Annotated in this window: 10 protein-coding genes and 1 pseudogene; 7 read left to right on the top strand and 4 right to left on the bottom strand. The window is 38.9% G+C overall.

Annotation, left to right across the window (positions count from 1 at the left end; all coding sequences use genetic code 11):
* The first annotated feature begins 184 nt into the window (after positions 1-184).
* A complete protein-coding gene (gene recF, locus NMG88_RS06965; RefSeq protein WP_042152991.1) occupies positions 185-1,342 on the top strand; it encodes a DNA replication/repair protein RecF in 1,158 nt (385 codons plus the stop codon).
* Between the two features lie 57 nt (positions 1,343-1,399).
* On the opposite strand, the gene NMG88_RS22470 is transcribed toward recF, so the two are convergent.
* Together NMG88_RS22470 and NMG88_RS06960 are read right to left on the bottom strand one after the other, a co-directional pair.
* Positions 1,400-1,522 carry a type II toxin-antitoxin system Phd/YefM family antitoxin gene (locus NMG88_RS22470; protein WP_268951526.1) on the bottom strand — a complete coding sequence of 41 codons (123 nt, stop codon included), beginning with the start codon at positions 1,520-1,522 and terminating at the stop codon, positions 1,400-1,402.
* 94 nt (positions 1,523-1,616) lie between these two features.
* On the bottom strand, positions 1,617-2,993 hold the full coding sequence (locus tag NMG88_RS06960) for a cation:proton antiporter (protein ID WP_042152986.1): 1,377 nt from the start codon (positions 2,991-2,993) through the stop codon (positions 1,617-1,619).
* A gap of 462 nt (positions 2,994-3,455) precedes the next feature.
* Here NMG88_RS06960 and NMG88_RS06955 point away from each other — a divergent pair.
* Positions 3,456-3,818 (top strand): annotated as a pseudogene (locus tag NMG88_RS06955) (transposase); the annotation flags it as partial.
* 256 nt (positions 3,819-4,074) lie between these two features.
* On the opposite strand, the gene NMG88_RS06950 reads toward NMG88_RS06955, so the two are convergent.
* Entirely contained in the window at positions 4,075-5,169 is a 1,095-nt protein-coding gene (locus NMG88_RS06950; RefSeq protein WP_042152982.1) for a sensor histidine kinase, read from the bottom strand.
* Between the two features lie 229 nt (positions 5,170-5,398).
* Positions 5,399-7,054 (bottom strand): DUF655 domain-containing protein, encoded by a 1,656-nt coding sequence (locus NMG88_RS06945; protein ID WP_042152979.1) that lies wholly within the window; start codon positions 7,052-7,054, stop codon positions 5,399-5,401.
* Positions 7,055-7,511: 457 nt separating this feature from the next.
* Here NMG88_RS06945 and NMG88_RS06940 point away from each other — a divergent pair, with 457 nt between their 5' ends.
* The 5 genes from NMG88_RS06940 to NMG88_RS06920 all read left to right on the top strand — a co-directional run bounded on the left by NMG88_RS06940 (position 7,512) and on the right by NMG88_RS06920 (position 11,869).
* On the top strand, positions 7,512-7,913 hold the full coding sequence (locus NMG88_RS06940) for a DUF7682 family zinc-binding protein (protein ID WP_026797214.1): 402 nt from the start codon (positions 7,512-7,514) through the stop codon (positions 7,911-7,913).
* Positions 7,914-7,994: 81 nt separating this feature from the next.
* The gene (locus tag NMG88_RS06935) at positions 7,995-9,170 is read left to right on the top strand and encodes a cysteine desulfurase family protein (protein ID WP_254035247.1); all 1,176 of its coding nucleotides are present in this window, start codon (positions 7,995-7,997) and stop codon (positions 9,168-9,170) included.
* A 32-nt stretch (positions 9,171-9,202) separates the two neighbouring features.
* On the top strand, positions 9,203-10,519 hold the full coding sequence (locus NMG88_RS06930) for a site-specific DNA-methyltransferase (RefSeq protein ID WP_227366035.1): 1,317 nt from the start codon (positions 9,203-9,205) through the stop codon (positions 10,517-10,519).
* Positions 10,519-11,073, top strand: a complete 555-nt coding sequence (locus NMG88_RS06925) for an ApaLI family restriction endonuclease (RefSeq protein WP_227350318.1) — start codon at positions 10,519-10,521, stop codon at positions 11,071-11,073. The genes NMG88_RS06930 and NMG88_RS06925 overlap by 1 nt, the downstream gene beginning before the upstream one ends.
* Positions 11,074-11,125: 52 nt before the next feature.
* Positions 11,126-11,869 (top strand): DUF1995 family protein, encoded by a 744-nt coding sequence (locus NMG88_RS06920; RefSeq protein ID WP_254035246.1) that lies wholly within the window; start codon positions 11,126-11,128, stop codon positions 11,867-11,869.
* The last annotated feature ends 9 nt before the right edge of the window (positions 11,870-11,878 follow it).

The following is an 11,878-nucleotide window of genomic DNA, read 5'->3' as shown; positions in this document are numbered from 1 at the left end:
CCGTATCGGTGATTTCTACGGTTTCCATCCCTTCCCCCTTCCAGTGTAACCCCAATTCACCGATTTATCTAGTTTATAGCATCGTAGCACCGAATTAGCATTGGGTAACAACTCAAAACTTCATTAGATACTATGGTAAAGTAATTCGTAATTTGTAATTCATAATTACCTATTCCCTCTTGCCATGTATTTGAAATTATTATATCTACGACAGTTTCGCAATTATGCCGATCAAAAAGTTATATTTGAAGCTCCTAAAACAATTTTATTAGGAAATAATGCCCAAGGGAAATCTAATTTATTAGAAGCAGTTGAATTACTTTCTACCCTCAAAAGTCATCGAGTTAGTCGAGATCGGGATTTGATTTTTGATACCCAACCTACCGCACAAATTACAGCTACTTTAAAACGGGATTTAGGCACATTAGATTTAGGGATTACTTTGCGTTCCCAAGGGGGGAGAACTGTTTGTTTAAATGGGGAATCCCTGCGCCGACAGTTAGATTTTTTGAGTGTATTAAATGTAGTGCATTTTTCTAGTTTAGATTTAGAATTAGTCCGGGGTAGTCCCGAATATCGGCGCAATTGGTTAGATCGTTTATTAGTGCAGTTAGAACCAATTTATGCTTATATTTTACAACAATATAATCAAGTTTTACGCCAAAGAAATGCTCTATTAAAACAAATTAAACAAAATCCAGAAACATCAGAAATTCACCATAAACAAGAGGAATTAGAACTCTGGAATGTTCAATTAGCTGTAGCTGGAACTAGGGTTATCCGCCGTCGCGATCGCGTTTTAGAACGTTTAGTCCCTCTGGCTAAAATTTGGCATGAATCTATTAGTGGAAATACGGAATTATTGGATATTACCTATCAACCTAATGTTAATTTAGATTTACCAAATTACAGTTTATCAATAACTCCACCAGAAAAAATTCAACAGGCTTTTTTTGATAAAATTAGAACCAGGGCGATCGCTGAAAAACAACAAGGAATTTCCTTAGTGGGGCCCCATCGAGATGATGTGATTTTTAGTATCAATCAAACTCCAGCCCGAAGTTATGGGTCATCGGGTCAACAACGGACTTTAGTTTTAGCCCTAAAATTAGCGGAATTACAACTAATTGAAGAAGTAGTTAAGGAACCGCCTTTACTGCTTTTAGACGATGTTTTAGCTGAATTAGATATAAACCGACAAAATCAACTTTTAGATGCGATTCAAGATCGGTTTCAAACTTTAATTACAACTACTCATTTAGGTGCTTTTGATGCTCAATGGTTAAAACATACTCAAATTTTAAATGTTAAAGCTGGGGAGATTAGTCCGTTTATATATTAGGGAATTACGAATTGGGAATTACGAATTACGAATCGGGAATCTTGCTATAGTTATAACTTACGCATCAACTAATTGTCTAACGGATTTTTTACCTGATTCGGCTTGTTTAATTGATTCTAATAGGTGTTCTGCATTGGCTGGATTTGATAATAAATATAGTGTTTCTTGCCAAGATAACATATATTGAGATGTTGATATCTAGCAAGCGAGGACGCTCGCACTGCTTCCTCGTTTTCTTACCCAACTTCAATCCGTAAAACCATCTTTAATTCGGTTAAGTTGTTTCCGATAATGGCGGCGGAGTGTCGGTTTTAAACACAATTCGCAGTAAAGGAGGTGCTAAGAAAGTAGTGATAATGACCATTAGAATAATTGCCACATCCAACGCGGGAGATAATGCACCACTAGCCGAACCAACAGCCGCGAATACTAATCCCACTTCTCCTCGCGGAATCATGCCGACGCCAATGCCAAGACGGTTGGGATTATCCAAACCAAATACCCCCCAACCAGCGGCAATTTTGCCCACAATAGCCACCACAATCAAAAAGGTAGCAATAATTAACCCTTCCCGATTTTCAGGGACTGCTGGGTTCAAAACCCCTAAATTGGTTTTTGCCCCCACCGCCACAAAAAATACCGGAACAATTACATCTGCAATGGGTTTAATTAGTTCTTCTAACTCCCTACCGGGTTCAGTTTCATCTAACACTAACCCGGCTGCAAATGCCCCTAAAATTGCTTCCAGGTGAATCGCGCCCCCAATATAGGCTAGAGTAAACGCTAAAATTAACGCTGGAACTACAACCCGACCCCGGGTTTTAAATTGGGAAGCCAGGGCCACAAAAGTCCCGTTAAAAAACTTCCCTAAAACAATTGCACCGACAATAAAAACCGTGGCACTAATAATCAAATAAATGATATTAGTCACATCGATTTCACCGGTTTTAGCTAAACTGGCAACAACGGCTAAAATTAGAATTCCTAAAACATCATCAATTACCGCCGCACCCAAGATAATTTGACCTTCTTGGGTAGATAAACAACCAATTTCTGATAAAACCCTAGAGGTAATGCCGATACTGGTAGCGGTCAATGCTGCCCCGGCGAAAACCGCCGGAATCACAGGAACATGGAAAATAACGATTAATCCGGCTGTGCCGACGACAAAGGGCACCACAACCCCCAAAGAAGCGACAACAAAGGCTTGAATGCCAACCGCTAGTAGTTGTTCAATATTGGATTCAAGGCCAATTTCAAACAGCAGAATAATGACACCCAGTTCCGATAAAATCTCTAAAACTTCGCTTTGACTTTTAAAAGTCGCTTCTGCGGCATCTGGACTTAACCCGGCGGTTTTTTCCAGAATACTGATAATTACAGACTGAGCGCTATCAATACCCCCTTCTGGAAAAACGACCAAATTCATGGCCGAAACCCCGATAATCACGCCTCCGAGGAGTTCTCCCAGAACTGGCGGAAACCCTAACCAGTTGGCAAATTCTCCCCCCGCTTTACTGGCTACAAAAATAGCGACTAAACTCAGCAGAACTCCCAGGAGTACCATGGTTGGTTCTGCTTCAACGGTCGGACAGGCTTCCGTTGCTGTCCCCAAAATCGGCAAGAAATTTAATCCCAGGCTTGAGAACATCGAGTCCGGTGAGAAAAATCCTGTAACTAGATCCACAGTTAGCTCCAGATAACTCATCCAAATCACTTTAGCGAAAACAGGTACAGTAAGAAAGGGGGATGAGAAAAATCAATAGATACAATAGAGACCTGACTTGAAGCAAAAATATTCAAAATCTTATAAACAGCGAGGACGCTGGCACTGCTGTTTAATAAAATCTCTGAATTATATACAAACAAATACGACAGGACATGATATTACTTCAATTTTTGATAACACCAACTTGAACGTCTTAATAAATTGAATGTACAGGACTTACGCAGGCACACTATATATAGTGTGCAGTAAGCCAGCGAACGCTGCCAATTGTTCAAGTATCTGCGCCAGCAATATAAAATTTAGATACAAAAATTATGCTGATTGACAGATATTTAACAGTCAATATTTATGCTAAACTGATGAAGTTAATTTGGGGTGAAAAATATGTCGTTTAGACAACTAGATTACTGCCAATATCTATTGAGCAGCCCAAACAATTATACCTTAAATAACTTAGCCAAACACTTAGAAAATGTTAGCCATGATACCATAAATCGTTACTTAACTAAAGAAAATTTCACCTCGGAATCTTTGTGGCAAAATGTCAAAAAAGATATCCAAATCAGTGAAAATAGTGCGATCATTTTTGATGATACAGTATTGGATAAAAGGTTCGGGGAAAAGATTGAATTAGTCCGTCGTCAATATAGCGGAACAGAACATCGTGTACTGTCAGGTATTGGGCTGGTTAACTGTGTTTATGTTAATCCAGAACTGGGTTTATTTTGGGTAATTGATTATTGCATAGCTGAATCTTTGTCCAGTTATTTAATCAAAGAACTGAATTGTCCTTCGATAAAAATGGAACTTGTTTGATTCTTTTGGGTTTATTTTTAAATGAATAATCAGGACTTTTTAGGGTGATTGCTATTATCATTGGTATGCGATCGCCTACTTTTAGTACGCTATATATAGCGTGCTTGCGTAAGTCCTGTATAAATTATACTGTTGACAAAAATGACAGAATGATCAATAAAAATCGAGAATTCTCATAACCTACGGTTTATTTGGCTAAGGGAAGTGAAAATCTAAAAATACTTCCTTCTCCTAAATGACTGGAAACCGTAATTTTTCCGCCCTGTAATTCCACTAACCGACGGGTAATTGCTAATCCAATTCCAGTTCCCCCGGAATGTCGAGAACGCGAACGGTCAGCCCGCCAAAAACGTTCAAAAACATGGGGTAAATCTTCGGGAGAAATGCCGATTCCGGTATCAATCACCCCAATCCACAAAAAGTTTAAATCATAACCTATTTTAACAGTAATGGTTCCGGTTTCTGTATAACAAATTGCATTTCCTAATAAGTTGACTAAAATTTGTTCGGTTCGATCTAAATCTGCTAAAACTAAGGGTAAATTCGATGGTGATTCTAACTGGATAATCGGCCCATCTTCTAAGATTTGATCGGAAAACCGTTGCACTAATGATACTAATAAAGGATATAAATTAACTGGTTTTTGATGGATGGGTAAATAACCAGATTCGACTTTTGAGAGTTCCTGTAAGTTATTCACTAACCTTTCTAAACGTTTTGTTTCTTTGGCTAATTGTTGATAAATTTCTGGGGAAGGAGCAATATTTCCATCGGCTATTTCTTCTAAATAACCTCTAACAATAGTTAAGGGCGTTCTTAATTCGTGGGTTAAATCACCAATCAATTCCCGTCTACCTTTTTCAACGTTTTGTAAACTAGCCGCCATTTGATTGAAACTAATAGCTAATTGATTTAATTCGGGAATATCACTAAAAGACATTCGTTCTGACCATTCCCCGGAAGCAAATTTCTGGGTAATTTCTTCCATTTCGGTGAGGGGTTTAGTAATACGTTTAGTTAACCAATAACTGAGTCCGACGGCGGCAGTTGTTCCGGCTAAAACTGACCAAAAGGTGCTACGGTTCCAGGCTATTTCAAAGCCTTTGACCAGACGAGTTCTAATATATTGTAACCGAAATCCTGGGCCTTCGAGTTGTTCTAAATTACTGACGAAAAACCTAGGAGAATATATTTTTCCAATAATTACTAAGGATGTTACCCCAATTAACATTACTAACAAATGGGATAAAAATAAACGCCCTCGCAAACCAATTTTATTCATATCAGTAGTAAGCCCTTCAGGGCTTTATTAAATCTTTGTTAACCACCTCAATCACAAATAAACCCAGCTAGGGAACAGCCCCCCAAACCCCCCGTGAACGGAGGGCTAGGGGGGGAGGGAACAGGGAACAAGCAAACAGTAGGTTATCCCTTTTTACAAGGTTTAGTATTGTCAAACATCTTAATTGGTAGCTGTACAGTAATAACTGTTGACTATTGCCCATTCTAGTTTACCAAATAACGCGATCGCTAATTTTCTCTAATAATTTTGGCCCAAAACCAGATACCTGATCTAAATCTTCTAGGGAAGTAAAGGGTTTTTTCTGTCTAGCTGCTATAATATTTTTAGCTAACTTTTCCCCGACTCCTGGTAAGGTTTGTAACTCCTCTTGAGTAGCAGTATTTAGATTGATTTTAGTAGTTAGATTTGCTTTTGCAGGAGGGGTTTGAGAGACAACAAAATTGCCACAGGCTTTTAAATCTTTTTCGATTTTTGTTAATAGCCAATTGGGAATCCCTAGGGCGGAATTTTGATATAAACGTTCAAATTCTCGCTGAAAATGAGACGCAACTGTTGGATTTTCTACTACAATTAGAGTTTCATCATTTTGGGTATTAGCGGCTTCTGTCCAATTATGGGAACCTGTAATTACAATTTTACCATCAATAATTCCAAATTTATGATGTAGGCGATCGCCCTCTGGTAAATTAGGAATTCCTACGGTTGAAATCGGCTGTTTCCAAGGATTATTTCCCGATTCATAACGACACTTATTAACTAAAGAAATTCCCATCATATCCAAACCTTCACTATAGAAACGATAGGCAAAACTAGGATCAATTAATCCCCGAATTGAGACGTTATTTTGATGTTTTCTTTCTAAAGTATTAACAATATCTTGGGCGGAAAAAACAAATAAAGCGAAATCAAAGGATTGATTAATTCTCAGTAATTTTTGATTAATTAAACCATTAGTGCTATTTTCCCAAGGTTGTTTTTGAGAAGTAGGAGAAAATTGAACTTTTACCGGAGTATTACCAACTGAAATATTCTGCACCCCGCGAAAGGTTTTTTCAATCCCAAATAGACTATCCTTTTTTTTGCCAACTCCATCCCCCCACATTAAGTTAAATTCTTCGGAAAATAATTTTGCTAATTTTGAACTTTCAATTTTTAATAAATTATTGGCATTTCCTAGACTTTCTATGGTTTGAAAATCTCCATGAACATCGCTGGTTGTCCAGTTAGCAGAAGTTACAATTAAATTTTTTTTGTCTACTACCATAAATTTATGGTGCATTAACCCCGTACCTTTAGAACCATTTTCAGTATCATCAATAATCGGAATCCCAGCCTTTTCTAAGATAATTAAAGCATCCCGTTGTTGACTTTCCTCCGGGCTAACTTTTCCATCTTGGTTCAAATCAGCTAGTAAGATAAATTCTTGATATCGATTCTGTTCTTGTTCAGGTAACTGTTGAATTTCTGCGGGGGTAAATTGACCCCAGGGACGGCGATAATTATTTTCTAAAATCACTCGAACTTGAACTCCGGCTTGATGACGTTCAACTAATGCTTGAGCAATATTCGGTAAACGAAATTCTTGAACCGCTACATCAATTGTTGATGTAGATTGATTAATAGTATCAATAATAATTTGTTCTAAATTATCTCCAAACCGAGATATATGCCGATAAGGTTCGGTATAAACCGAGGCTTCTGAATGATTAAAATAAACCTGAATTAAAGAATCTTGAGTAAGGGGTTCTAAACGGGGTTTTAAGACAGATTCGGATGATGTTTTAACACAAGCATCCAGACCCAAAGCTAATAATAGAGTTAAACTGATCTGCAAAGATATCTTGACAAGTTGACGCACGACCATAAAAAAATCGGGGCTTTTCTGTTATATTAACTAATGATTGTAATAAGTACCTAAACAAAATTAATTACACATCCTCCACCCTGTTCTCTCCCCCCCTAGCCCCCCGTGCACGGGGGGTTTGGCGGGGCTGTTCCGGTGTTCCCTCTCTCAACTAGGTAATTTATTTTGTGTAACTACTTATCAGAATAGACCTTAAACTCAATTCGGGGACATTGATTTTTAACCGAGATTTTAGATAACAATCAAAAAATAAACAACTATTGTCCATTGCCCATTTTTCTAAAACCCATTGCCTATTAACCATTGCCTAGCTTCATGATTCAGGTAATCTATTAATAGGACGAGATTAACTTAATTTCTGCCAAGTCACCGACGGAAAAAGATGTAACAGTCTGTCAGCGCCGTAAGCACTTGCTCAGAGCTTGTAGGCGCGGGTAATCACCCTCACTGCTGTGCTATGCCAAAACGAAAGAGGACATTTCCCTGTGGCCATAAAGGATATGGGAAAATCTGTCATCGTTGTAATCAACAAGAGGTGACACAGGATTCCCACAGTCAGGCTATAGAGGACAAACGAACCAAAAAACTAGAATGGGAAGCCTCCTTTACTCAGGATATCATTGATCTCAGAGGCTTACCCGATTATGTTGTGATTAAGGCCAGGACTATTTTAGCGGGCTTAAATGACCAAAAAAATTATCGAGACTTTGGAGGGAAGCGACTGCGCCATAATCGTTTTATTATCAGTATTCCCGTAACCCGAAATTATCGAATGCTTTGTCAAGATAGCGGTAATTTACTCGTTCCTCAAAAAGTTCTTTCCCATGAAGATTATAACGTTTGTAAACCAGGAGATTAATTAACTTAAACACCTTCAATTTTAACGATTTTTAATTGTGCTTGCGGAAAATAAAACTCAACTTTTGATTGATAAAAATTTATGCAAATTTACCTCGATCATAGCGCTACCACTCCTCCCTCAGATGAAGTTATCGCCCTTATGCAAACGGTGATGACTCAAAATTGGGGAAATCCTTCTAGTATTCATGAGTGGGGTAACAGAGCCGCGATGATTTTAGAACGCTCGAGAATACAGGTGGCCCATCTGATTAACGCTCCACCGGAATCAATTATTTTTACCTCCGGGGGAACCGAATCCGATAATCTAGCTATTATGGGGGTCGCCCGTCAATATTCCCAACCCCAACATCTGATTATTTCTGCGGTGGAACATTCGGCTATTTCTGAACCCGCAAAACTCCTAGAGCAGTCGGGATGGCAAATTACCCGCTTACCCGTGGATAGTCGCGGACGCATTCACCCCCTGGACTTACAGGCGGCCATTCAACCGAATACGGTTTTAGTATCGATTATTTATGGCCAAAGCGAAGTGGGAACCCTGCAACCCATTGAAACTTTAGGCAAAATTGCCCATACTCACGGGGCTTTATTTCATACCGATGCGGTACAGGTGGCGGGACGTTTACCCCTGGATATCCAGCAGTTACCCGTTGATTTATTATCCCTATCCAGTCATAAATTATATGGCCCCCAAGGAGCCGGGGCCTTATATGTCCGCGAAGGGGTAAGGTTAACTCCTGTGTTGGCTGGAGGTGGACAGGAATTGCAATTGCGTTCTGGGACACAGGCTGTTCCTATTCTGGCCGGATTTGGGTTAGCTTGCCAATTAGCAGCCCAGGATATGGTGACAGAAACCTCTCGGTTAATTAGGTTACGCGATCACCTATTTGACTTATTGACCGATGTGCCGTACTTATTACCCACAGGTGATCGTTTAAATCGTTTACCCCATCACGTTAGTTTCTGTGTCACCCCAAAACCCATTAATCCCGCAACTTTAACGGGAAAAACCCTAGTCCGTCAACTGAATTTAGCCGGAATTGGGATTAGTGCAGGTTCGGCCTGTAGTAGTGGTAAACTCAGTCCCAGTCCGATTTTATTGGCGATGGGATATGACGACATTACCGCCCTCGGGGGGATTCGTTTTACCCTGGGACGGGATACCACCGAAGCCGATATTGATTGGACAGCAATGGTAGTGAAACAAGTCCTCAAGCGTTTGATTCCAAATCAGTTGTTGGCTATGAGTATTTAACTTAAAATCAAGTTTGTGGAATTCTAAAGAGTATGATCAATGCACTTGAACAACAGTTTTTTTCCTATGAACATATTGCAGGGGAAATTCCTTGTAATCTGGAGTCAGAAAAATTTATAACAGTTCAGAGAAAGCCACCTCTAAAAATCTACTCTTTAGGATTTCAACCTGCCAAATTTATTCCCGAGATTCCCCGTTGGTTTCTCAAAAAATATGCTTCGCCTTCCTTTACTGTACTTGATCCATTTTGTGGATCAGGTACAACTTTATTGGAAGCAATTCAACAGCATATTTCAGGTTATTGGTTGGACTATCATCCTCTCAGTCGTTTAATTTGCCAGGTCAAAACCACTGTATTTTCACCCCTAGATGTTTTAGAAGCAACAACCCAAATTATTGAAAAAGCATCGACCCAAAAGTTTGCGTCATCGACTATCAATTTTGCAAATAAGGATTTTTGGTTCCAACAACCCGTACAAGAAGGTTTGGAAATTTTAAGAGAACATATCCTCTTAGCCAAATCTACCCTTCAACCCTTACTCTGGTTAGCGTTTGCCTCTACAGTTAGAAAGACTTCCAATATGAATGATGGGATGATTTTGGCAGCCAGACGTCCCCATATTGAGAAAATCCCTGATCGTTCCCGTTTAGATGTATTTCAATATTTTCAACACTATGTTAAACAATCCATTGAAGCGTTTGTGGAATGGAACCCTTTCTTAAAAAGATTTGGGGCTCAAATTCAACAACTCTCATCTCAAGATGCTCGACAACTTCCAGAACCTTTAAAAGTTGATGCAATTATTACTTCTCCACCCTATATTAATGCAATTGATTATGTTTGGGCTTCTAAGTTTGAACTGCATTGGTTGGGCTTAGTAGGTCATGACCAAGAACGTTTAAATTTATACTCTCAAGAAATCGGAACTGAACGAATACCTAAGCAAGAGTGTAAAGAATTAGGAAAAACTGGCTATTTGCATTTAGATCAGTTGATCGAAGATATCTATTTTGGGAAAAAATATCAAGCAACTTCGGGTCAAAATCAACTTAGATCCAGAGTTGTTTATCAATATTTTATGGACATGAAAGAGCATTTTTTACAGAGTTTACAGGTATTAAAACAAGGAGGATATTATTGCTTTTCCGTGGGAGATGTTAGTAATATTTGTGGTGTTGAGATACCCGTTGCTTATTTTTTGTCAGAAATAGCTTTTGACTTAGGTTTTAAGCAAATATTCACTTTTAATCTTCTGTTGAAAAATCGACGTTTGAATCTTCCAAGAAACGTTGATTGGGCAGGGACGATTAAACATGATACTACTATTGTTATGGAGAAAATAAATTAATGTCTAATTCAATAGATGATGACCAACTTAAATCAATTTTACAAAAGTATAGTCTATCATTCACTGACAAAAAATTTATAAACAAATTGTCGGGAGAAGATGATTTAATGATGGTTTTTGGCTTAACACAAGAAATCAAAGATCTCAATAAACAGTATTGGGGGAGAGAGTTAGGGAAATGTTGGGAACGTCTGGTTATTGAGGTTTGCAGACAAGGTTGTGCAGACTTTTCCCCAGCTATCCGAGATGGAAAAGATGAATTATGTGATTTAGTGATCGGAACTGATGCTATCGATACAAAATATAGAATTGGATCAGGAGATTCAGGAACTTTAAAAAAGTTCAGAGGACACGCTGAACGATTAAAGAATAGAGGATATACACCTGTTTTACTGATTTTGCGAACTGATAGTTTACCTCAAGCTGTCAATACTTGTAGTGTTGGAGGGTGGAGAGTGCTATCTGGGCAAGATGCCTTTGACTATTTATCTCAAACAACAGGTTTCGATTTACAAGTTTGGTTACAAGCCCTAAGAGGGTTATACTTAAGATAAATTAACAAACGACGGCAACTTAATCAAAACAATTAATAGTCACATCATACCTATGTCGCAGTTACCTAACAGTTTAGAAGCAGCAATTGAACAAGCTAAACAAGCCACTCAAGCCGCTTTAAATGATGGTTATAAATTAATTCAAATCGAATTAGTTTTTCCTGAAATTGAACTTGAAGCCCAATCTATTGCCCTAGAATTTATTCCGGTTATTCAAAAACCCGATAGTCAATTAGTCGTCTTATTTCCCGATACCGGAGCCGCCGCTTTAGCCCGTCGGGACTGGGGACAAACATCCTTTCGGGTAACGGATTTAGGAACTTCTCGTTCTCCAGTGGAAACTCGTTTACAACCCGAAGATCAGCAATTTTTGGTTGTATCTCCCTCGGCGATAGAAGTGGCACAGATGGAAAAATTGTCCCAATTTGCCGGAGACCGTCCAGTAATTTTACTTAATCCAAAACTAGAAGATATTGCTATTATAGGAATAGGATATGCTGCTCGTCAGTTGCGAGAACGGTTTATCAAGACCATTGAATCTTGCTATTACCTTAAGTCCCTAGAAGGTGCAGCACTCAGGCGTTGTTATCCTTCAATGTGGGAAGTTTGGTTAGAAGTGGATGGACAGTACCAGTTAATTACTGAACAACCGACAAAACCCGTCGGCGATGAGTTGGATCTGATTTTGGCACAGGCGACCCCCGGAGGTGACTCGTCAGTGACACAATCTGTACAACGGCCCAAAAAAGGTGTTTTATCTGGACTTCAGAGTTTTATTCGCGCCTTAAGTCGATAATTTCTAGTT

Source organism: Planktothrix agardhii (assembly GCF_904830935.1).
GTDB lineage: Bacteria > Cyanobacteriota > Cyanobacteriia > Cyanobacteriales > Microcoleaceae > Planktothrix > Planktothrix agardhii.
This window is presented reverse-complemented; position numbering and strand designations above follow the sequence as displayed.

Coding starts and splice junctions, on each gene's coding strand:
- recF (WP_042152991.1), top strand. CDS start 185: ATGTATTTGAAATTATTATATCTACGACAGTTTCGCAATTATGCCGAT.
- NMG88_RS22470 (WP_268951526.1), bottom strand. CDS start 1,522: ATGTTATCTTGGCAAGAAACACTATATTTATTATCAAATCCAGCCAAT.
- NMG88_RS06960 (WP_042152986.1), bottom strand. CDS start 2,993: ATGTTCTCAAGCCTGGGATTAAATTTCTTGCCGATTTTGGGGACAGCA.
- NMG88_RS06950 (WP_042152982.1), bottom strand. CDS start 5,169: ATGAATAAAATTGGTTTGCGAGGGCGTTTATTTTTATCCCATTTGTTA.
- NMG88_RS06945 (WP_042152979.1), bottom strand. CDS start 7,054: ATGGTCGTGCGTCAACTTGTCAAGATATCTTTGCAGATCAGTTTAACT.
- NMG88_RS06940 (WP_026797214.1), top strand. CDS start 7,512: ATGCCAAAACGAAAGAGGACATTTCCCTGTGGCCATAAAGGATATGGG.
- NMG88_RS06935 (WP_254035247.1), top strand. CDS start 7,995: ATGCAAATTTACCTCGATCATAGCGCTACCACTCCTCCCTCAGATGAA.
- NMG88_RS06930 (WP_227366035.1), top strand. CDS start 9,203: ATGATCAATGCACTTGAACAACAGTTTTTTTCCTATGAACATATTGCA.
- NMG88_RS06925 (WP_227350318.1), top strand. CDS start 10,519: ATGTCTAATTCAATAGATGATGACCAACTTAAATCAATTTTACAAAAG.
- NMG88_RS06920 (WP_254035246.1), top strand. CDS start 11,126: ATGTCGCAGTTACCTAACAGTTTAGAAGCAGCAATTGAACAAGCTAAA.